At 28.1% G+C, this 22,324-nt stretch carries 24 protein-coding genes; 7 read left to right on the forward strand and 17 right to left on the reverse strand.

Translation table 11 applies throughout. The features are described from left to right. Nucleotides 1-5 precede the first annotated feature (5 nt). The 3 genes from CRV03_RS03920 to CRV03_RS03930 all read right to left on the reverse strand — a co-directional run bounded on the left by CRV03_RS03920 (nt 6) and on the right by CRV03_RS03930 (nt 3,246). Entirely contained in the window at nt 6-962 is a 957-nt protein-coding gene (locus CRV03_RS03920; protein ID WP_129083839.1) for a TRAP transporter substrate-binding protein, read from the reverse strand. Between the two features lie 68 nt (nt 963-1,030). Beyond that, nucleotides 1,031-1,714: a response regulator transcription factor gene (locus tag CRV03_RS03925; RefSeq protein ID WP_129083840.1), complete on the reverse strand. Its 684-nt coding sequence runs from the start codon at nt 1,712-1,714 to the stop codon at nt 1,031-1,033. A gap of 2 nt (nt 1,715-1,716) precedes the next feature. After that, the gene (locus tag CRV03_RS03930) at nt 1,717-3,246 is read right to left on the reverse strand and encodes a cache domain-containing protein (RefSeq protein WP_129083841.1); all 1,530 of its coding nucleotides are present in this window, start codon (nt 3,244-3,246) and stop codon (nt 1,717-1,719) included. A gap of 160 nt (nt 3,247-3,406) precedes the next feature. Here CRV03_RS03930 and CRV03_RS03935 point away from each other — a divergent pair, with 160 nt between their 5' ends. Together CRV03_RS03935 and CRV03_RS03940 are read left to right on the forward strand one after the other, a co-directional pair. Next, entirely contained in the window at nt 3,407-4,027 is a 621-nt protein-coding gene (locus CRV03_RS03935; RefSeq protein WP_129083842.1) for a TIGR00730 family Rossman fold protein, read from the forward strand. A 73-nt stretch (nt 4,028-4,100) separates the two neighbouring features. Beyond that, nucleotides 4,101-5,012, forward strand: a complete 912-nt coding sequence (locus tag CRV03_RS03940) for a DUF2860 family protein (protein ID WP_129083843.1) — start codon at nt 4,101-4,103, stop codon at nt 5,010-5,012. A 12-nt stretch (nt 5,013-5,024) separates the two neighbouring features. Here CRV03_RS03940 and CRV03_RS03945 read toward each other — a convergent pair whose 3' ends face one another. Together CRV03_RS03945 and CRV03_RS03950 are read right to left on the reverse strand one after the other, a co-directional pair. Beyond that, on the reverse strand, nt 5,025-6,752 hold the full coding sequence (locus CRV03_RS03945) for a sensor histidine kinase (protein ID WP_129083844.1): 1,728 nt from the start codon (nt 6,750-6,752) through the stop codon (nt 5,025-5,027). Then, entirely contained in the window at nt 6,739-7,413 is a 675-nt protein-coding gene (locus CRV03_RS03950; RefSeq protein ID WP_129083845.1) for a response regulator transcription factor, read from the reverse strand. The genes CRV03_RS03945 and CRV03_RS03950 overlap by 14 nt, the downstream gene beginning before the upstream one ends. A gap of 165 nt (nt 7,414-7,578) precedes the next feature. Here CRV03_RS03950 and CRV03_RS03955 point away from each other — a divergent pair, with 165 nt between their 5' ends. Further along, nucleotides 7,579-8,121 (forward strand): HPP family protein, encoded by a 543-nt coding sequence (locus CRV03_RS03955; protein ID WP_129083846.1) that lies wholly within the window; start codon nt 7,579-7,581, stop codon nt 8,119-8,121. Here CRV03_RS03955 and CRV03_RS03960 read toward each other — a convergent pair. Further along, nucleotides 8,118-8,552 (reverse strand): hypothetical protein, encoded by a 435-nt coding sequence (locus tag CRV03_RS03960; protein ID WP_129083847.1) that lies wholly within the window; start codon nt 8,550-8,552, stop codon nt 8,118-8,120. The two genes, CRV03_RS03955 and CRV03_RS03960, sit on opposite strands and share 4 nt — an antisense overlap. Before the next feature lie 66 nt (nt 8,553-8,618). Between CRV03_RS03960 and CRV03_RS03965 the strand changes: the two genes are divergently transcribed. Next, the gene (locus CRV03_RS03965) at nt 8,619-9,425 is read left to right on the forward strand and encodes a DUF4197 domain-containing protein (RefSeq protein WP_129083848.1); all 807 of its coding nucleotides are present in this window, start codon (nt 8,619-8,621) and stop codon (nt 9,423-9,425) included. 22 nt (nt 9,426-9,447) lie between these two features. On the opposite strand, the gene CRV03_RS03970 is transcribed toward CRV03_RS03965, so the two are convergent. Together CRV03_RS03970 and CRV03_RS03975 are read right to left on the reverse strand one after the other, a co-directional pair. Further along, nucleotides 9,448-10,062 carry a hypothetical protein gene (locus CRV03_RS03970; protein ID WP_129083849.1) on the reverse strand — a complete coding sequence of 205 codons (615 nt, stop codon included), beginning with the start codon at nt 10,060-10,062 and terminating at the stop codon, nt 9,448-9,450. Further along, entirely contained in the window at nt 10,049-10,612 is a 564-nt protein-coding gene (locus tag CRV03_RS03975; RefSeq protein WP_129083850.1) for a hypothetical protein, read from the reverse strand. Before CRV03_RS03975 ends, CRV03_RS03970 begins: the two co-directional genes overlap by 14 nt. A gap of 116 nt (nt 10,613-10,728) precedes the next feature. On the opposite strand from CRV03_RS03975, the gene CRV03_RS03980 reads away from it, so the two are divergent. Beyond that, on the forward strand, nt 10,729-11,577 hold the full coding sequence (locus tag CRV03_RS03980) for a YitT family protein (protein ID WP_129083851.1): 849 nt from the start codon (nt 10,729-10,731) through the stop codon (nt 11,575-11,577). On the opposite strand, the gene CRV03_RS03985 is transcribed toward CRV03_RS03980, so the two are convergent. The 7 genes from CRV03_RS03985 to CRV03_RS04015 form a co-directional block, all read right to left on the reverse strand. Beyond that, nucleotides 11,574-12,404: a tetratricopeptide repeat protein gene (locus CRV03_RS03985; RefSeq protein WP_129083852.1), complete on the reverse strand. Its 831-nt coding sequence runs from the start codon at nt 12,402-12,404 to the stop codon at nt 11,574-11,576. The two genes, CRV03_RS03980 and CRV03_RS03985, sit on opposite strands and share 4 nt — an antisense overlap. A 10-nt stretch (nt 12,405-12,414) precedes the next feature. Continuing rightward, nucleotides 12,415-12,897 carry a GNAT family N-acetyltransferase gene (locus CRV03_RS03990; RefSeq protein WP_129083853.1) on the reverse strand — a complete coding sequence of 161 codons (483 nt, stop codon included), beginning with the start codon at nt 12,895-12,897 and terminating at the stop codon, nt 12,415-12,417. Between the two features lie 83 nt (nt 12,898-12,980). Continuing rightward, nucleotides 12,981-14,780, reverse strand: coding sequence for a TRAP transporter fused permease subunit (locus CRV03_RS03995; RefSeq protein WP_129083854.1), 1,800 nt, complete (start codon nt 14,778-14,780; stop codon nt 12,981-12,983). Between the two features lie 11 nt (nt 14,781-14,791). After that, nucleotides 14,792-15,742 carry a TAXI family TRAP transporter solute-binding subunit gene (locus CRV03_RS04000; protein ID WP_129083855.1) on the reverse strand — a complete coding sequence of 317 codons (951 nt, stop codon included), beginning with the start codon at nt 15,740-15,742 and terminating at the stop codon, nt 14,792-14,794. A 173-nt stretch (nt 15,743-15,915) separates the two neighbouring features. Then, nucleotides 15,916-16,734, reverse strand: a complete 819-nt coding sequence (locus CRV03_RS04005; protein WP_129083856.1) for a LysR family transcriptional regulator — start codon at nt 16,732-16,734, stop codon at nt 15,916-15,918. A 9-nt stretch (nt 16,735-16,743) separates the two neighbouring features. Continuing rightward, nucleotides 16,744-17,487, reverse strand: a complete 744-nt coding sequence (locus tag CRV03_RS04010) for a sulfite exporter TauE/SafE family protein (protein ID WP_129083857.1) — start codon at nt 17,485-17,487, stop codon at nt 16,744-16,746. Between the two features lie 99 nt (nt 17,488-17,586). Continuing rightward, a complete protein-coding gene (locus CRV03_RS04015) occupies nt 17,587-18,207 on the reverse strand; it encodes an ATP-binding protein (RefSeq protein WP_129083858.1) in 621 nt (206 codons plus the stop codon). Nucleotides 18,208-18,425: 218 nt separating this feature from the next. Between CRV03_RS04015 and CRV03_RS04020 the strand changes: the two genes are divergently transcribed. Beyond that, nucleotides 18,426-18,764, forward strand: coding sequence for a DUF6172 family protein (locus tag CRV03_RS04020; RefSeq protein WP_129083859.1), 339 nt, complete (start codon nt 18,426-18,428; stop codon nt 18,762-18,764). A gap of 60 nt (nt 18,765-18,824) precedes the next feature. On the opposite strand, the gene CRV03_RS04025 is transcribed toward CRV03_RS04020, so the two are convergent. Both CRV03_RS04025 and htpG read right to left on the reverse strand, forming a co-directional pair. Then, nucleotides 18,825-19,844, reverse strand: a complete 1,020-nt coding sequence (locus tag CRV03_RS04025) for a DUF6602 domain-containing protein (RefSeq protein WP_129083860.1) — start codon at nt 19,842-19,844, stop codon at nt 18,825-18,827. A 172-nt stretch (nt 19,845-20,016) separates the two neighbouring features. Continuing rightward, entirely contained in the window at nt 20,017-21,930 is a 1,914-nt protein-coding gene (gene htpG / locus CRV03_RS04030) for a molecular chaperone HtpG (protein WP_129083861.1), read from the reverse strand. Between the two features lie 194 nt (nt 21,931-22,124). Here htpG and CRV03_RS04035 point away from each other — a divergent pair, with 194 nt between their 5' ends. Beyond that, a complete protein-coding gene (locus CRV03_RS04035; RefSeq protein WP_129083862.1) occupies nt 22,125-22,307 on the forward strand; it encodes a hypothetical protein in 183 nt (60 codons plus the stop codon). Nucleotides 22,308-22,324 lie beyond the last annotated feature (17 nt).

The raw sequence follows: 22,324 nt of genomic DNA on the forward strand, positions 1-22,324 counted from the left end.
TCTAACTACTTTCTATATTCTTCAAAAATTGCTTTAATTTGAGAATTTGCACCATCTAAATAGTCTTCTAATAACTCATTAGCAATTTTGTCTAATTGAGCTTTTAATTCAGGTGTTGCTTCACTTACAGTCATTCCATTCTTAGTAAGCATCTCTAAAGCAACTCTATCTTCTTCTTTTGCAGCTTCCCATTGAGCTTTTTCAATCTCTTTTGCTGCTTTTAACATAGCATCTTGTTGTGCTTTATCTAAAGAGTTCCAGTAATCTAAGTTGATTGAAACTGCTTGTAAAGGATATGCATAGTTAATTTTTGTATAGTTTGATAATACTTCCCAGAATTTACCATCTTTTCCAGATGCTGAAGAAGTAACTACAGAGTCTACTAGACCAGTTCTAAGTGAAGAATAAACTTCTCCCCAAGGTAATGCAACAGCATTTCCACCTGCTTTATTAATAAACGCAGCTGAGTTTTTGTCATAAGTTCTTGTTTTTACACCAGTAAAGTCAGCTAGTTTTGTAACTGCTTTTTTTGAATAAAAACCAGAAGCTGGCCATGTTACAGAGTAAAGAATCTTTTGATTCCATTTTTTTGCAGTTTTGTCATAAGCTGGTTTTGCAAGTTGATATAACTTGAATGCATCTTCATATGAGTTAGCAATAAATGGTAAAGCAGAGATTCCGAACACTTTTCCTCCACCAGAAGTAAAAGGAATGAACATATCAGTCATTGCAACTGTTCCATCTTTTACTGCTTTTAGTGGGTTCCCTTTGATAAGTGCAGATCCTGCATGTACTGTAATGTCTACAGAACCTTTAGAGTAATCTTTAACTAGTTCTGCATACTTTACAGCACCGATTGTATGGAAGTTATTTGCACCATATTTGGCATTTAAATCCATCTTGATATTACCTGCTAATGCAACACTTGCAAGAGCAGCTAAAAGTAAACTTTTCTTAAACATTTAAGACTCCTTTTTTAGTTTATGAAATTCATCATAAAACAATCAAGTGAGTTTCAAGTGAGTTTTTATTAAAAATTAATTAATTTATAGCCCTCTTGTGGCTTATTTGTAATAATCTCTACAGGAATACGTTTCCTAAACTCTTTAATAAATGTTTTTAAAGCAGTGATACTCATAGACTTATCTCGCCATAAATACTCTTCTATTAAATCATAAGATACTACTACATTTCTATTTCTGTGAAGTAAAAGCAAGAACTCTTTATCTCTTTTTCGTAAAGTTACTACCTCATCTTTATAGTATAGTTCCCTTTGTTGCATATCAAAAAACAGATCTTTATGAAACTGTATTTTCTCTTTTAATCTTTTTCCAAAGGCTTTTACAATACCAGTTAATAAAGAATCAGAGTTTATAGGTTTTAGGATATATTGATTTACATTTAGGTTTATTAGTTCTAAAAGATACTCTTCATTTGAGTAAGCTGTTACCATGATTACTAAAGTATCGCTATCTTTTTTTCTAATATCTTCAACAAGTGAAATACCACTTTTACAAGGCATTTCAATATCTGTGATGATTAAATCAGGTTTGTACTCATTATATAAATAGTATCCATCTTCACCATTTTTGGCTTCATATACACCACCAAAGTAGTATTTTAAAGTGTTTACTAATCTTTTTCTAATACCGTCTTCATCTTCAACACAAAGTACAGTATAGTCTTGAAGTTGTTTTATTATACTCTCATCCATACTCAAACCTCTTCTATAGGAAGTACAATTAAAAAGTTTGCACCTTTTTTCTTGTTATCCACAGTGATTTCTCCATTCATATTTTTTTCAATAATCATTTTTGCCATATAAAGTCCAAGCCCTGTTCCCTTTGAAGAACTTTTGGTAGTAAAGTATGGCTCAAAAATTAAATCAAGATAATCCTCTTCTACTCCACCTGCATTATCTTTTACTTTGATAATAACATTATTATCTTTTTTTGTAACTATAAGCTTAATTGTAGGATTAGCTATTTGTCTTTGAGTTAAAGCATCTTTTGCATTTGATAAAAGATTTAAAATAACTTGTGCAAACTCCCTTTCATAACCGTGAATTAAAGGATTATGTTTTATTTTCTTTTCCACTTGGATATTAAAGTTTTTCAATGAAGCATCAACTAAAGTTAAAGCCTCATTACAAGCATCTTCAATATAAAAATCAACCTTTAATTTATCAGGTTTAAAGAAGTTTCTAAAGTCTTCAATTGTATTTGACATAAACTCTATTTGTTTATTTGACTCTTTTACAGTCTCTTCAATCATTGAAGAATCTACTTTATTAAACTTATTTGCTGTTTCAAGTTCCATCAATATCCCAGAAACTTCACTTAAGGGTTGTCTCCATTGGTGGGCAATCATTGAAAGCATTGCTCCCATTCTTGCAAGTCTTGATTGATGAAGCATTGCTCTATCTTTTTTCTTTACTTCCTTAATAGCTTTTTGAACTTTTAATTCTAAGTTTCTATTTAAATCTTCTAGTAATAACTCTTTTCTTTTTACATTTTCTTGGTAAGCATTAAAAACTTGTGTAATCTTTTTTGACATGATAAAAGATAAAACACCAATTATCAAAATAGCTAAAAATGAAACTGTAACTACAAGTCTAATGTGCTTATCAATTTTCTTTTCTAAAAGTTTTTTATTTGCATTTATTGAGTCTTGAATATCATCAATATAAAGCCCTGCTCCAATTACCCAATTGTATTTTTCAAAAAGCCTAAAGAATCCAAGTTTCTTTGAGAAGTTAACTTCTTGTGGCTTTTGCCAATAATACTCAATAAAAACACCTTCAGGATTTTTGATTGTCTCATCAATAAACCTCTTTGTAATAAGCCCACCTTTTGCATCTTTTAAATCAATATCAAAAGTATCAATACTATCTGGTCTAAAAGGATGCCCTCTTAAATAGTAGTTTGTATCATGTATCCATAAATATCCATGTTTTCCATATCTAATAGTTTCTAAGTACTCTAAAATATCTTTTTTTAACTCTTCTTCACTTAGTAACTCATTGTTTTTAACTCTATGGTTTATGTAATTTATTGCGTAATCAATCTCTTTTTTTAAAATATTCTTTTGTTTTTGTAAATACTCTTTTTCAACAATTAAACTCTCTTCTTCAAAATAATTGTTCTGATTGTCAATAAAAAAATAGATTGTAAAAAAAGCAATTAATATTGCTGTAATAATAGGTGTAAAAATAATAAGTTTAGGTATATTTTTTTCGTCAAACAATAATTTCTCCTGATTAAAAATGACATTTTATCCAAAATTAGTGAGATAAAAGTGAGTATTAAATCTAAAATTATATAAAACTCTATAGTTTTCTAAAAGATTACAAGGTTTATAATGAAAATATAAATATAATCATAGCTTTGATTTAAAGGAGTTAATCATGGAAAAAAACAATGTAATATATAGTCCAAGAATAAATGATGACTTCACAAATGGTAGAGAACTTTTAAAAGGTTTAAAAAACAACGTTACTATTTTTGGAAGTGCAAGAACAAAACAAACAAATGTATATGCAATGCAAGCACAAAAGTTAGCATATATCTTAGCTAAAGAAGGTATTAATATTATCACTGGTGGTGGTGATGGAATTATGCAAGCTGCAAATAGAGGTGCATTTAAATCTTCAAATGGAGAATCAATAGGGTTAAGTATTGACCTTCCTTTTGAACAATCAGTTAATCCATACACAAATAAACACTTAACATTTAACTATTTTTTTTCTAGAAAATATATGTTAGTAAAATACTCAAAAGCTTGTGTTATTTTCCCTGGTGGATTTGGGACATTAGATGAACTATTTGAAGTAGTAACTTTAACTCAAACTGGAAAAATGAGAGATGGGTTTAGAGTTTACCTTGTAGGAAGTGAATTCTGGGGTGGATTAATGAAGTTTATTGAAACTACTTTAATAGATGAAAAAATGATTGACCCAGGTGACTTAGGTATTATCAAAGTGATTGATGATATCAATGAAGTAAAAGAGGAAATTGTAAAAATTTAATAAAAAAGTAAAATACCTAAATATCTACATTTTTTACTTTTATACTTTTATAATCTAAAAAAAAGGATTATAAATGAAAAAAAGATTACTTTTTTCTCTTATGGTTTGTTCACTATATGCTAGTGAGCAAACTAATTATATAGAATTAGGCTTTGGACAATTAAAAGAAAAAGACAACTTCTCTGTTGAGAGTGATAAGTCTATCTCTTCTTTAGGAAAAGCTGACTCAGAAACAATATACTTCCCTTATGTAGGATTTAATTTTAACTACAATTTAAATGAAACTTCTTCTATTTATGTAAATAGTCAATTAGGAGATTTCAGTTTAGGTTCTAACATAAAGACACCTCACGGTTCATTTGATTTTGGATTTACTACAAACTTTTATGATGAAGCATGGGAGAATCCTTACTTAACAAATGAAAAAAGAGAAAAAACTAAAGTTAAAAAAAATGGAACTTATTTTAGCTATGGAAAAAGATTTTTTCCTTCACATGAATTTTCAATTACTCACAAGTATAAAGAAGTAGATTATGATAAAGATACTTTAACTAAAAAACTAAAAAGAGATGCAAAAGAACATACTATCTCAGTAGATAACAATTTTAGCTCAAATATAAAAAACCTACCTATAACTTATTTAACAAATGTTGCATATAAAATTTATGATGCTGATGGAAAAGCAAGCTCTTATAAAAAAGCATCTTTTGCTATAGGTGCAAACTTACAAATAAGCAAAAGATTTGACTTAACACTACTAAATAGCTTTGCAAGAAAAGATTATGAAGAACACAATAGTTTTGTTGATGAAAAAGTTAGTAGTGATATTTATGGTTTTATAAGTACATTTAAATGGAATGAACCATTTAACTATAAAAACACTTATCTTAGTTTTCAAAATGGCTATATAAAAGAAGAAGCAAATGCAAACTTCTTTGATAAAGAAAAGAAATTTGCGCTTGTAAGTATAGGATACAAGTTTTAAATATATAAAGGGTCAAAGTTTTATTATAAACTTTGCACCTTCTTTTATGTTTTCAACTAATAACTGACCTTTCATACTGTTTTCAATTATAGTTTTTGAAATATATAAACCAATTCCTAAGCCTTTTTCTTTTGTAGTTAAATATGGTTCAAAGACTTTATTTATATCTTTAAACTTTATTCCTTCTGCATTGTCAAGAATCTCTATAAAAACATTTTTTCTATCTTTTCTTAAAACTATCTCTATTTTAGGTTCTTTTATCTGTTTTTTAATAAACTCATCCTTTGAGTTATTAAGAATATTAAACAATACTTGTACTAACTCACCTTTATAAGAGTTTATAAAAATATCTTCCTTTGAATCTATTTTAACTTCTATATTATTTAATTTTATACTAGCAGTTAAAAGATTTAATGTCTCTTCTACTACCTCTTTCAAAGAGAAAGACTCTTTCTCTTTTGATACTTTAAAAAAGTTAGAAAAGTCTTCAATAGTATTTGACATAAAAGTTAATTGAGCCTTTGCTTCTTCTGATTTTCTTTTGAAATACTCATCTGTAAGTTTTTGTTTTTCATGGGCTGTTTTTAAATTCATTAAAACATATGAAATATGAGTTAAAGGTTGTCTCCATTGGTGGGCGATATTAGCAAGCATTTCACCCATTGAGGCTAGCTTACTTTGACTAATAGCTATTTGTTGATTTTTCTCTTTTTCAATTCTTGCTTGTCTCATTTTATATGCTAAAGCTAAAGAAAAAATCAAAGCCTCTAAAGCAATACCAATATGCAATAAATAGACTTCATTATATTCAGAAAAACTATTCTCTGAAATAAAAATAAAAACAAAAAGAGTTACCCATCCTGCAATATAAAAAAGTGCTGGTTTATAACCTTTTATTAAAACTACAAAAGCAGAAATCAATAAAGCTAAAATGATTACATAAGAAGGTACATAATCATAAAGAAAAGACCTTTCAATAATAAACATTAAAGCTAAATCAAGGAAATTCAGAACTAATAAAAACTTTAGAATATTGTGTATTAAAGGAGAGTTTCTTTTTGTATCTAAAAACTCCATATTAAATAAAATAGAAACAACATATATTGTGGTTATCAAAAAAATCAATACTGCTTCAACTGACTCAAAATAATCAAATGCACTTGTTGGTCTTGCAACTACAAGTAATAACATCAAAGTTGAAAGCTGTAAAAGAGAATAGTATAAAAAAGATTTCTCTTTATTATATAAAAAGAAAACAAAGTTATATAAAAAGGCACATAACATTATTCCATAAACTAAACCAAAAAAGAGTTTTTCATCACTTAGTACATATTTATACTCAAACTCATTGTGAATATTTATATTAAAATTAGGAATATTTCCTTTAAAATCAAAGTGAAGAATCAAATCCTTTTTTATATCTTTATGAAGTCTTATTATCTTTTTATTATCTTTAATAGTAAAAGATACATTTGTTTCTAAAAAGAACTCCTCTTTAACTTTTAATGCTAAATAATAGTCTGATTTTAATTGTTCTTCATCTATATCAATTTTGATAAATAAAGAGTTTTTAAACTCTTTTGCAAAACTATAGTTTGTAAAGCTTTTTAGATTTTTATAGTTTTTTCCATCTGAAGAAACAAATAGATTATTCATTATAGAATCTTTATTTACTTCAGCAAAAAGATTAATACCCAAAGCTACTAAAAGTAAAATTACTTTGATACTACTCTTGAACATTTACTTGGTAACCTATTCCAGAGATATTTTTTATTGCTCTTTTTGAAATCTTTTTTCTAAGATCTCTTACAACTGAACGTATTGCATCTTCACTCATATTTCCATTCCAAACATAAGTATTTAGTTCATCATAACTTGTAGTTCTTTTTTGATTTTTTATTAGAAGTTCAAGAAAAAGCAACTCTTTCTTAGTCAAGATAATTTGTTCTTTTCCTTTAAAAAGAGTCTTATTCAAATAATCAAATGCAAAATCATCTTCTAGGGTAAAAATACTCTTTTTATCACTTATTTCACTTACACAAGTTTTTAAAACTGGTAAAAGTTTATCTTCTGTTACAGGTTTTATAAGGTATTTTACTAATCCTAACTCAACTGCTTCAAGTAAATATGATGTATCCAAAAATGCTGTAGCAATAACTATCTTAGTTGATTTATCTGTTGCTCTTATTTTTCTAACCATTTCTAAGCCAGAAATCAATGGCATTTTTATATCTGAAATTATAATATCTGGTTTTACTTCTTTGTAGACATTAAAACCTTCTAAACCATCTTTTGCTTCATAAACATTATCACAATGAAACTCTAAATATTCAACGGCATTGGCTCTAATTGGTTCTTCATCATCAATATATAAAATCTTTAAATTTTTTAACTCTTCCATATTCTCTCTTTCTAAAAAATAATTATATTAAAAAAAAATGTGGAAATTCTGAGTTTTCCCCTTTTTTTCACATTTCTTGATTTTATGATAGTTCTTATTGACTCAAGTCATAGAATAAGCTAATCATTATAGTTATACTTCATTTTTTGAAGGTAACTATGATTTATGAAAAAGTTTTTTAAAAAATTTAAAAAAATAAATACAGAAAAAATAGAGTTTGAAAACCTTATTTGGTCTTGGATAGGTTCATTTATAGGAATTATTGCTATTGCATTTATTCACTTTAGCTTTTTAAATGATACTGACCTCTCTTTAGTTATTGGTTCATTTGGAGCAAGTGCTGTTTTAATCTATGGTGCAATTCACTCTCCCTTAGCTCAACCAAGAAACCTTGTAGGTGGACATATTTTAAGTGCGATTATTGGAGTTACTAGTTTTAAACTTTTAGGTGATTACTTATGGTTGTGTTCAGCTCTAGCTGTGGCTAGTTCTATTTTAGTGATGCAAGTAACCTTAACTTTACACCCTCCAGGAGGAGCAACTGCTTTGATTGCAGTTATAGGGAGTGAACAGATTCACAACCTAGGTTTTTTATATGTTTTAATTCCTGTTGCAACAGGTGCTTTTATAATGCTTTTTATTGCATTAATTATAAATAATATCCCTAAAAAAAGATATTATCCAAACTCAAGGAACAAAAATACCTAGTACTGATACATATGGTATTTTTTATTCTCTTTTGCTTTTTGTTTCTCTAGTTTTTCATAAGCAAGAACTGCTTCTTGTCTTAAACTTTCATCTACTTGTTTATTTTGAAGCTCTTTTAAAATAACTTCTAAAACTAAGATATAAACGATTGAGTTAAGTTTTTTAGACTCTTCATTTCTCATCTGAAAATCTAAATCAATAGCATAAATTGCTTCTTGGAAAGTAAAAAAAAGTCTTTGTGAAATATCTTCTAATCTTAAGGTATAACCTAAAATAAGTAAAAAGTTTTCTCTAAACTCTTCATCTAGTTTTTCATCTTTAATTCTCTGTGCAAAATCAAAGATTGTATTTGCATACTCTTTTTCTAAAGTATTTGATTCTACAACTTTTGTTTTAAAGCTATAGAAAAATTGCGAAATCTCTTCTATCATTTTATCCCACTAATTTTAATTTGTAGCATTTTAGCATATAATATTAAAAACTTTAGGAAGAAACAAATGAACAAAAAAATAATTCTTTCATCTTTAGTACTATGCAGTACATTATCTTTTGCTTTTGATTTAAATAGCTTCACAAAAGAGATTGTAAATGACATAACTAAAACAGAAACAAAACAAGACCAAACAGTTTCAAGCTCTTTATCTCAAGATACAGTATCAAAGGGTTTAAAAGAAGCATTAAAAGTTGGTGTAAACTATGCTACAAAAACTTTAGGAGCACAAAATGGTTATTTAAATAATGCCGATGTTAAAATTCCACTACCTGAAAACCTTCAAAAAGCAGAAGCTCTTATAAGAAGTGCAGGAGGAGATAAAATTGCAGATGATTTAATCAAGTCTATGAACAATGCAGCAACAAATGCAGCACCTGAAACAGCAAAGATTTTTGTTGATGCAATTGAAAAAATGAATCTTGAAGATGCTAAAAAAATTTTAGCAGGAAATGAACACTCAGCAACAAACTATTTTAAAGAAAATACAAATGAAGCATTAAAAAAACTAATCAAACCAATAGTAAATAAAACTATGCAAGAAAATAGTGTTTCAAAATACTACGATACTTTTAATACTTATTATAAACAGTATGGAAAAGAGTATGTAGAAAATAGCTCGGTAATGAACTTAGCTAAAAACTTTGGAGTAGATGAGTATATTCCAAGTTCTAGTGATGAAAGTTTAGATGATTATGTTACAAATAAAGCGATTGATGGTTTATTTAAAATGATTTCTGAAAAAGAGGCTTCTATTAGAGAAAACCCTGTTGAGCAAACAACTTCAATACTTAAAAAAGTATTTGGAAACTAAAACTTATAAGCTCTTTTAGAGCTTATAGGTCTAATCTTTCATATCTAAAATAGTTTTCAAAGATATTCTTTCTAACTAAACTTTTATTGTAATTTCCTGCAAATCTTTTTTTATCAAGGTACTTTGAAATATATTCTGGTTTTACTTCTTTTAAAAGCTTTGTGTAAAACATTCCTTCATAATCCACTAAAAACATATTTGTATTTGTATAATAAGAGTAAATAACACTTAAGTAGCTCTCATTATTTACTTTGTATGTTTTAAAAGTATAGTTATTTATATCGATACTCTCAACAATCTCTATAGAGTCTAACTTCAATTCATAATTTAAACTTGTTTCAAAAAAACCACTTGCTAAACCTGTCCAAAAACAATTACTATCTAAATCAATATACTCAAAAAATAGTTTTCCATAGTTACTGTTTTTTTCTTCGATTGTATAGGAATTCATAACGCAAGGTGTGGATAGATAGTGTCTTTGTTTTGGATTATCAAACTTTAACGTTGATACAAGATTATTATTAGAATAAAAAGATAACTCTTTAGTCTTTGAAGTATAGTTATTTAAACTCGTAGTACTACAAGCTACAAAAAACAAAGCTATAAAACAAAGAGTTATTACTTTAATGACTTGCATTAAAAAAGCCTTGAATACAATTCTCTTTTACAAGTGAAATATTAAAGTTCACATGTCCTTTTTCTTTTTCATCAAAACTATATGTATACTCTTTCTCAAACTCTGACAATAGCTTTTTATATAAGTTTCCTTTCATATCAACAATAAAAACATCAGTATTTGCAGCCCAAATATAAATTATGTGTAAAACAAAAGCATCATCTACTTTTTTTACTTTAAAAGTATAGTTTGAAATATCCTTTGACTCTAAAGTTTCAAACTCTTTTATTTGAAGTTTCTGTTTAAAAAAATCTTCATACATACTTAGAGCTTGTCCATTCCAAGTTGTATTTGTATCAGTTTTTACATACTCTAAAAATATTTCGTCGTTATTTATTGTATAGGCGTCAACTACAAAAGGGTCATGTCTAGTCTTCATATCATAAACATCTAAGTCATGGTAAACATACTCTTCTGAGTCCGTTTTAAAGGCTATTTGATTGTTTTCAAACTTATAAATCGGCATTGAGGCATTAGCGATTGCACTAATTATTTTTTGAAAGATTCCCATATATAAAACCTAATTATTTTTTTATTACTACTTTATCATAAATACCCCGCTTTTTCAAGACATTATGTAATATTTTAATTAATTTGATATAATCCAAAAAAACTAGAAAGGAACATATGCCAACTATTTTTAGTAAAAAAGAACTTCTAAATACTTTTTACCTAATATTGGGTACTCTTTTTATCTCATTATCTGTTGTACTATTTTTTACACCACATAACTTTACAACTGGTGGAACACCTGGTGCTGCTATTTTATTACACAAACTAACTGGATTTTCTATTGGTACTATGGTTATTGCTATAAATATTCCCTTACTTATTTGGGGAATGAAATATTTTGGAAAGATGTTTGCAATAAGAACCATTATAACCGTTGCACTTATCTCTATTTTTATAGACTTTTTTTCTTACTCTTTAAACTTTGATTTACTTATTTCAAATATTTTAGTTGCTGCTATTTTTGGTGGAGCTGTTATTGGATTTGGGGTTGGGTTTATTATAAAAGGACATTCAAGTGCTGGTGGTTCAACTATTGTTGCAAAGATTATTGCATCAAACTCTCATATAAAACCTGCACAAGTTATATTAGTGATTGATGTACTTATTGTTGTTTCATCTATTTATGTATTTAAAGACTTCGAAAAAGCTGTTCTAAGTATCATGAGTATCTATGTTACAGCAAAAGCTATTGATGTAGTTTTAACAGGTACTTTAACAACAAAGGTTATTCATATTACAACTTCTAAACCTCAAGAGTTAGGTGAACAAATCACTCAAAAACTAAAGCATGAAGGTACTCTTATTCAAGGTGACGCTTTAAATAAAAAAGATGATAAAACTCTTATTTTTATGGTAATTGATGTTAAAAGATTAGGACAATTAAGACAAATCATTGAAGAAACAGACAAAGATGCTTTCATGATTGTTATGGAAGCATCTGAGATGTTAGGAAGAGGTCACTAAAAACAGTTTTTGTTAAAAGTGTCCTTATCTTTTAGAACTTCAGCAGAAGAGACAATGTTCATGATAAACTCATCATGGACATTTCCAAACTTTTGGATTAATTCATCACAAACTTTTTTCATCTCTTTTTCATTTTGAAGTTCAGCTAAAACAGTTGCTTTGTTATGATATGCAATAGCAACTTGCTTTTCAAAAATTGAAAACTCATTTATAACTTTATCTAAAGACTCAATAGCCTTTTCATACTCATAAAGTTCTTTATTTTTATTTGCTTTATTTACTAAAGACTTAGCAACAAACTCTAAGAAATGTTTCTCTTTACTAGTTTGAAATGACTCAATAACATCATCATAAGCTTTTATAGACTCTTCTATTTGTTCGTTGTTTCCTAAAATATAAGCTATGTTATATTTTGCTTGAACAATATCTTCTAAAACCTTTTCATCTAAACAGTTTTCAAAGTTTTGTACAAACTCTTTATAAACAGCTAAAGACTCTTTCTCATCTTTTAACTCTTGAATACAAATAGCTTTATTCATATAAGCTTTTGCAAATATGATTTCACTATTTTGTGAGATATTTGAGATAAATCTTGAAAGAAGTTCATTATAAACCTCTAACTCTTTTTCATACTCTTTTTTATGTGCATAGATTAAAGCTTTATTATAAAAAGTATAAGGCAAATATTCAATTATAGACTCATCTTTTGTATCTAGATATTTTTCTAAAATATTGTCATAAGAACTAAGTGCTTCATCATATTTTGCCTCTTTTGTTAAAGATGAAGCTTCACCCATTAAAGTATAAAAACTATCTATATTTTCCATTAAATACCTTTTAACTATTTATGAAATTTGCTATTGCATCACCTTCTAATCTATAACCAATCCACTCATCTTGTGACTTAGCACCAATACTTTCATAAAACTCTCTTGAAGGAGTATTCCAATCTAAACAAGACCACTCTACTCTTCCACAACCTTCATCGTATGCTTTTTTAACAAGATGTTTTAAGATAGCTTTTCCAGCGCCACTTCCTCTTTTATCTTTGCTAACATATAAATCTTCTAAATAAATACCATTTTTACCAAGCCAAGTTGAGTAGTTGTAAAAATATACTGCAAAACCAATTGCAACTCCATCTTCTTCACAAATAAAAGCATTAACAGTTGAGTTTTCACCAAAAATAGATTTTTTTATTTGCTCAACATCAGTTTTTACTTCGTGCTCAGCTTTTTCATAAATTGCAAGTTCTGTAATAAAGTTTAAAATAGTTGCAGAATCATCAATAACTGCATCTCTAATTATAATATTTGACATAAATTTCCTTCATATTTTTAATGAAGGAAATATAACATTATATGCTTAATTTATTATAAATAAGCTACTAAAAAAGTAGCTTATCATTGAAATGGAATAAATATAATTATAAGAGCAAAAATTGCGAATAAAACTCTTAATAGAGGTTTTTGTTTATCATTTACTAAAGCATTTGAAATAAGCCATAAACCAAGGGCTATTTTTACAAATGACATTAAGGCAAATGAGAAGTGAGTATCTGGTTTAATTAAATATGGGTTTACAATAAATGCCATAGGAATAATATATAAACCAATACCTAGTTTCATAGCTTTTCCTGCAACTTTTAACCAGTTTGTTTGTGCTATTCCAGAAGCAATAAATACTGTTCCACAAACAGGTGGTGTAATAGTTGATAAAAGAGCAAACCAGAAAATAAATAAGTGAGCTTGAATAGCACTTAATCCATAATCTTGAAGTATTGGTCCAGCAATTGAAACACAGATAATATATGCTGCTGTTGTAGGAACTTCCATTCCTAGGATTAAACAAGCAAGTGCTGTTAGTAATAGTGCTGCAAATAGTTCACCATTTGATAAAAATAAAATTGCAGATGTAATTTTAACTCCAACTCCAGTTACGTTTAAAACACCAATAATAATACCTGCACAAATGATAACAGAAGCAATTGTAGCAATCTGTCTTGAAGCAGTGATACAACCATCTAAAAACTTGATGATAAAATCTTTAAATGATACTTTCCACTCTCTATTTACAAGCAATAAAAATACTGAAGCAAAGATTGCTAAAGCAGCTGAAAACTGTGGAGTTTTTCCAATAACTAAAAGTGCATATAAAAGTATCCCGAAAGGAATCACAAAAAATGGACTAAGTCTTAAAACTATATTTAGTTTTGGAATATCTTCATCGCTCATTGCTATAAGCTTATACTTTTTAGCAAAAACATCAATTCCAATCCATACAGTAAAGAAAAATAAAATAGCAGGAAATATTGCAGCTGCCATAATTGAAGAGTATTGAACTCCCAATAACTCAGCCATAATAAAAGCCCCCGCTCCCATAAGTGGAGGCATAATTTGTCCACCAGTACTTGCAACTGCTTCTGTAGCACCTGCTAAACTTGAAGGGTATTTTAGTTTTTTCATAGTTGGAATTGTAAAGGCACCTGTTGAAGCAACATTTGCAGAAGCAGAACCAGAAATAGAACCAAAAAATGCAGATGCTAAAACAGATACTTTAGCTGCTCCACCTCTTAGTCTTCCTGCTATTTTTGTTGATAAGGACATGAAAGCATTTCCACCTTCACCAACTCCAACAAAAGCTCCTAAGATAACAAATACAGCAACAACATTTACAGAAACTCCTGTAAGACTTCCATAAATACCACCTTCTGCAATAACAAGTGTTCCTAAGAAACTATCCATAGGTATTTCTTGATGACCAAAATCCCCAGGAATAAGATGCCCAAAAAATCCATAAGCTAAAGCAATTGCAGCAGTTAAAGGAAGTGCAAGTTTTACTGCACGTCTTGCCATTTCTAAAACAGCTAAGATTAAACTTATTGCAACAAAATATTGTAAATTGCCTTCTAGTGAACCATATTGTTCTTCTAAATAAGAGTAGTTAGTAACTATATAATAAGAAGAAAACATAGCACAAACTAATAAGATATATCCTATATATTTAGTAAACTTTGATATGTTTTCATCAGTTGTAAGTAGAAAAACCCAAGGTAATACCAATGCTAAGTGAATTGGTCTACTTACTAAATTTGGCATTAGACCTGTAAAAATTAAATAGATATGAAATCCAACGGTAAATAAAGCTAAAGCAGCTACTATCACATACTTTGGTGATAGTAACTTTTTATTTGTTTCTTGCATATACTAAACTCTTATTTAATACTCTCAGGAATAGTTGCATTTACTTCATTGTAGTACTTTAATGCACCTTTATGAAGTTTAGTTTTAAACATATCTAGGTTGTTAAAAGTAATAGCTTTCCACCAGATATTTTGTTTTTCTAATGCAGGTTTTGATTCCCAAAATGCTTTTGTAAGTTTGTACGCTGTCTCTTCACTCATATTTGTAGTTGTATAAACTCCAACAGGTAAAGTTGTTGTTGCAATCTCTTCTTCAACACCAGAATAAGTTCCTGATGGAATAATAAGTTTATCTCTTTTTGTAAGAGCAATTTGCTCATCACTCATAGAAAGAAGTTTGATTTTTGTACTTGCTGCTGCTTCAATTACATTTGGAGCTGGATACGAACCTGATGTTGCAAATCCATCAATTTGACCATTTTTAAGTGCTGATACTGCACCTGAAAGTTCTGCACCTACAAGTTTAACATCATCTTTTAGACCAAATACTTCAATGTATTTTTTGGCTTCTCTTGCACCATAACTTCCTTTACCAATCAGTAAAGACTTACCTTTTAAATCTTCAAAACTGTTAATTCCTGAATCAGCTTTTACAACCATGTGCATTGTAAGGTATGGAATAGGAAATAGTGATCTTACTTTTTCATAATCAGCTGGATTGTCTCTTTTGAACATTGCTTTTTGAGACTTAGCTAGTTTAAGTAAAACAGGAGGTGTTGTAAACACATAGTTACCAGTTCTTTTTCTAACTTCTTTTACGTTTTGAACAGAACCTTGACTCTCTTCGATTGTGATACTTAAATCTTTATTTGTAAGCTTACTTACATTTTCTCCAACTTGTACTGCCATTTGGTAGTATGATGAAGAAGATTTAGCTGCTTTTAATGTCAATCTCTCACCTGCATTTGCAGATACTGCTACTGCGAAAATAGTAGCTATTGATAGTATTTTAGATAATTTCATGTTTCTCCCTGTCATAAAATGTGAAAAATTATAACAAGAGTTTTTTAAACTAGCTTGGAATTTGCCATTTTTACATTGTAAAAGTTACATTTTGTCAATAAAATTGTATATTTATTATCTAAAAATTATTTTGACTGACTTTGTACTGTTTATCAAATAATTTTAAAGTTATTTTATAAACTACTATTTCTTAGGTATTCATGGATAATAGGAAGATAATCTTTTCTGCAAATCAAATGTGTATCAAGATGGTTTTCTATATCTGTAGTTTTCACCTTATTTGTATAACCAAATTTCTCTATAATCTTTGGAGATAAAAGACCTATTCCAAAACCTGCTTTTATACAACCAAGTATCAACTCAAAGTTTTCTAGCTCTACTGTTTTGTAGTTTTCATCTCTTGTATTTTTAATATAGTTTTCCAAAGTTGCACAATTTGCACAAGACTTTTTAAATACAAAACAAGTCTTTTGAGGCTCTTTGTCTTTTGGTTCAACTAAAACCATTTTCTCTTCAAAGACATTTAAAATTTCTAAATCTTTATGATGTGGATTTCCATTTACAAAGGCTACATCAAGTTTATAATCAAGAAGTTTCTCTATTAAGTTTAAACTACTATCAACTGTAAACTCTAAATTCATTTCTTTAAAATCACTATTTAGTTTTTCTAAAAATGGCATCAAGCTACTTGTTGTAAATGTTTGCGTTGCTCCTATTTTAAGTACTTCTTGGTAGTCTATATTTCTCATATGAACTTGGGCTTCTTCAACTTTTTTTATAATATCTATGGCATAGGGGAAAAGCTTTTCACCTTCGTTTGTAAGAATAACCCCTCTGTTTGTCCTATGAAAAAGAGAGTAGCCTATATTTTTTTCTAGCTGTTTTATTCGTAAAGTTACGTTTGATTGAGTAAACTCCAACTCTTTAGCTGCTTGTGATATAGAGTTTGTATTTGCAACTGTTATAAAAACTTTTAATAAATTTGAGTCCATTTTTAACCTTTAAAATTCAACTGTTTGAAAAACTAATACCCATGCAATAATAAACAATAAGACTTTTAATATCTTTGCATAAAATTTTGCATCTATTTTTTTCTTTATTTTTATTCCAAAATAAAGACCAATAGCAACTATAAACATACTTGCAAATGATATTTGTACTGCTTGAGAACTAAACTCTCCAAAGTAAACAAAAGTAGCAACCTGCCCTACTTTTGTAAAAAGAAAACATAAATTTGATAGTTGAATTGTATCTTTTTTTGAGTATTTTAACTCTAAAGTATACATAATAGTAAGTGGAGCAACTACATTTGTAAGTCCAGATACAACTCCTCCTACAAGTCCCAATCCATAAGTTGAAGACTTAGGATAATCTGCTATAAAGCTAGCTCTTAGTTTAACTAGTGATTGGAAAAGATAAAAGAATATTATAAATGCAAGAATAAGTTTAAAATACTCAGAGTTGTAATAAACCAAGATATATGTTCCAACTATACTTCCTATAACCATAAGTAAAATGATAAGCCAAAACTTCCGTAAAGCTTCAAAAAACTTGCCCTCGCTTAGTATGCTTACAAGATTTACTATCATTGTTGGGATTATTATATATGTGATTGTTGTTTGAATATCTGTAAAAAGTGCAACTACTGGAGTTGAAATAAGACCAAAACCAAAACCTATACTTCCATGTATAAAAGAAGAGATAAGAATAACAAGTGTAAAAACGATTATAAAATCTGTTTCCATATGACTACCTTTAATATTACATATAACTATGAGTAATACCAAATAGTATTACTAAGTATTATATCTGAGTTTTATAAAGGTAGCCTAAAATATAATTTGTTAGTTGATTTTCTCTATTTTCTCTTGAAAGTTCTCATCATAATAACTTAAGAATAAATCAAAGTCTACAAACTCTTTTATATCATTTAAATATGTGATTAGATTTTCTTTGTTTGTAAACTCTTTTGCAAACTCATCTTTTAACTTGATATAAATAACAGTTCCTGAATAATCTTCATTTATACAAGGAGCTATATCAAAACTATTTAGGTCTGAGATAAACTTGTGAGCTGTATCTTCTTTGTGTTTTTTTGAGATGATACTTATTTTTTGTGCTAAGGCAAATATGAAATATAAACCAAGCTCTTTTTCTACTAAAGAGTTATCTAATAGTACTTTCTCTACTTTTTTATATGAGCTTTCAGTTACAAAAGAGTTTAACTCCTCTTTGCTCATACCAATACCATTGTCAACAATAGTTATAGAACTATCACTTGGCTCAAAATATACTTCCATCATAGCTTCAAAGTCTGCTTCTTTGTCTTCACAGTTTTCTTTTGTATGTAAAGCTTTGTTTGCATTTAAAAGTAACTCTTTTAAAAATAGCTCTTTTTTAAATGTACTGTTTTTTAATATAGATAGATAATTTTCTATTTGTTCAATATTTTTATATGTATTCATTTTATTCTCCAAATTTAAAAATGTAATATTAGCTTAAATTATTTGTTAAATAATTATTTATATAAGGTAAAATTATTTGAAAGAATATTTTAAATCTATTATGTCATAATTGTATTCACATAAAAACTTACAAAATTTTGAATATCTATTCAAAAATACTCCGATACACTAAAACTTTAGATACAATTGCAAAAATATAAAAAAACCAAAGGTAAGACTTGAAAAAGACTTTTAAATTAAAGCAAGAAAACAAACACCCTGATAGAGTTGTAGATTCTATTAAATATGAAGTAAGAAAATATATCAAAAGAGAAAAAAGAAAAACTCTTCCAGAAGATAAAGATTTTTGGTTTTTCGATTGCAAATTTGCAATAGGCAATGATGAACATAAAGTAATAGAGTTTGCAGATATCACAAAATCTATTGATGAAGCAGCTAAATCTGAAGCTGATACTTTTTACTTAGAGATACTTGCAAGAGCAGAAAAAAGACCTGAGAAAGAAGAAGAGGAAACTGAAGAGCTTGAATCAGAAGATGAGGATAATTTAGAGAATTAATCTTCTTATTATTAGAAAGTTGAAATCAAATCTTCGATTTCACTTTTTAATGGTTTTATTCTATTTTTTATTAACTATAAGTTTATTTAATTTTCCATCATTGTTTGAAGATAAAGTAAATGTATTTGAATTTAAAATAGTCTCTTTAAATCCATTAAAATCTATTTCTTTATAACTTTCATTATTCCACATATCTACAATATATTCCGTATAAATATTAAAACTATTATCAATGCAATTAGATAACAAATAAGTTCCAAATTTTTCTTTACACAAAGTATTTGAAATACCAGATAAAAGCCCAAGTAAATTACAGTTACCTTTTTTATCTTCTATTCCTGCCCAGCAATAATAAGTAAAGTATATATCTTCATAATTTACATCATTAATTATTAAATCTTTTTCTATATTAACATCAATATTTTCTGTTTCATATTCAATTTTGAAGCTATTGTCCCCAACTATCATATCATGACACTTATTTTGTTTTATGAATTGTTTTACAAAATCATTTTTATTTATAGAGTCTTTTAAATAAATTTTCTGGAAAGTGAAAAAATAGTATCCTTTGTTTAAAACACAATATGCTTTAATACGAGGATTATATAAAAAGGCATTATCCTTTTCGTAATATCTTCTTAATTCTGATTTACTTTGAATATCACTTGAAAAAGAAAATAATACATTTCTTCCTTTATATCCAATACACTTTTTTAAGTTTTTAAACTTTTCAATTGTTGTATCTAATTCTTTAGAATTTATTGTACTTTTTATTTCAAAAATATATTCAACTGCTTCACAAGGTACAAACCCTAATTCTACACCAAAAAGAAGAGCAGGAAGAATTTCATTGTTATATAAAATAATATCACTTTCATTGGACTGGAATCCAGAAGAATCTTGTACAATACCTTTTGATAGTTTAAATCTATTTGGTACTAAATCTTTTACTAATTCAAGAAATAATATTTCATTTAGACTGCCTTTTATTCCTTGATGATTTACATTCTTATTTGAGATATAAGAAGATTTTAAAAAGTCAATTTTTGTATTTATTATTTCATTTATATAATTACTCATAATATTCCTTTAAGAGATTATAAAACATAAATACTTATATTATATATTTTATAGAATAATGAGTTTGGTTTAGATTCTAGAAGAAGAGGTTCTAGTTCGAAGGAGCTTACGTCAGGTAAGTGACTGAGAGATAGGTTCTCTTCGACGACGAAGATGAACCTAAATCATTATTTTATAGTGCTTTTGCAGTGATTCTAGAAAGTCTCTGTGCGAATGATACCGCATCAGTAATTTCCATACCTTCAGACAGTTTCGCTTGGTCTAATAGTACCCATGATACATCATCAATCATTTTATCATCAGCACAACCATTTAACTTCTTAACAATCTCATGGTCAGGGTTGATTTCTAAGATTGGAGCAGTTTCTGGCATCTCTTGTCCCATAGCTTTCATCATTTGAGCCATTTGTGCCATTTGAGCATCACCTGCATCTTTTACTACACAAGAAGGTGACTCTGAAAGTCTATTTGTAACTTTTACGTCTGCTACAGCTTCACCTAAAATATCTTTGATTTTTTTCGTGATATCTTCAAACTTCTCTTCTACTTCTTTTTTCTCTTCTTCTGTTTGCTCTACTTTTGGAGCTTCACAAGAAGTGATATCTTTGAATTCCCACTCTTTGTATGCAGCATACATTGGAGTTACGATTTCATCGATTTCTTTATCATCTAAAATAAGAACTTCAATATCATTTTTCTTGTATGCTTCAAGAAGTGGTGAGTTTCTAAGAACCTTCTCATTTTCACCTACGATATAGAAGATAGCTTTTTGTTCTGAATCTGCATTTTCTTTATATTTTTCTAAAGAAGTCATTGCGTCTTTTTCAGTTTTAGTTGACTTAAATCTAATAAGCTCTAATAACTTATCTTTGTTTGTAAAGTCTTGGTAAGCACCCTCTTTAAGAGCCCTATTGTATTGTTCAATAAACTCTTTGTACTTCTCTTCATCTTTAGAAAGTTTTTTGATTTCTGATAAGATTTTCTTTACAGAAGCTTGTTTGATATTTGCTAAGATTCTGTTTTCTTGTAAGATTTCTCTTGAAACGTTTAATGGTAAATCTTCAGAATCAATAATACCTCTAACAAATCTTAAGTAAGTTGGTAATAACTCTTTATCATCATCAGTAATAAATACTCTTTTTACATAAAGTTTTACACCTGGTTGATAATCAGCTCTGTACATATCCATTGGTGCTGTTTTAGGGATATAGAATAGTGTAGTATACTCATTTACACCCTCTGCTTTTGTGTGAATAGTTGCTAATGGATCTTGTGAATCATGAGAGATTGATTTATAGAAATCATTGTACTCTTCTTCTTTGATTTTTGATTTTGGTTGAGTCCATAAAGCTGTTGCTTTATTGATTTGCTCATGTCTTTTTTCAGTTGTTTTTTTAGCTTCTTTTCCAGCTTTTTTATCTTCTTCTGAAAGCTCTTCTTCTACTTCTTCACTATAGTTTAAGAAGATTGGATAAGCGATATGGTCAGAATATTTTCCAACGATATTTTCAATTCTATGTTTAGATGCAAACTCTTCTGCTTCTTCATCTTTTAATTTGATATAAATTACAGTACCTGCTGACTCTTTAGTTACAGGAATAATTTCAAATTCACCAGAACCATTTGAAGACCACTTGTATGCTTGTTCTTCTCCTGCTTTTTTAGAGATAACATCTACGTTATCAGCTACCATAAATACAGAATAAAAACCAACACCAAACTGTCCAATTAAGTTTGAGTCTTTTTTTGCATCACCAGTTAAAGCTTCAACGAAAGATTTTGTTCCTGATTTTGCGATTGTACCAATAGAAGCGATTAAATCTTCTTGGTTCATACCAACACCGTTATCAACGATTGTTAAAGACTTATCTGCTTCATCAAAAGCAATATTAATCTCACCTGACCAATCTGCTGGTAACTTTGACTTGATTTCGTCATCTGTTAGTTTTAAATAGTTTAATTTATCAATAGCATCACTTGCATTTGATACAAGCTCTCTAATAAAAATCTCTTTGTTTGAGTATAAAGAGTGAGTCATTAAGTGTAATAATTGACCTACTTCAGTCTGAAATTGATGTTTTGCCATGCTAATTTCTCCTATAGTTTTTAATTTTTTATAGAAGAATTTTATCACAACTTTATAAAAGGAAGCTAAAGTTTTAATAAAAATTAGCACTTTTTATTTCTAAGTGCTAATTTAAGATGTAAAATCTATTTTGATTACAATCATTGACTTGCTTTAAAACTTATAATATATTACACTACAATAGAAGGATGCTCATGTTTTTTAATTTATTCAAGAAAAAAGTATGGAAAGATGAAAAAAGACCTATTTATGTTTGTAAACACTGTAAACTTACATGTAAATCATGCGATGCGATGTACTGTTTCACCTGCCATATGAATGACTCAAACCCTTGTCCTAATTGTGGAAAAAGAAATATAGACTATAAAAAAACTTAATCACTAATTTAAAATAA

It is taken from the genome of Arcobacter sp. F155, assembly GCF_004116455.1.
Lineage (GTDB): Bacteria > Campylobacterota > Campylobacteria > Campylobacterales > Arcobacteraceae > Halarcobacter.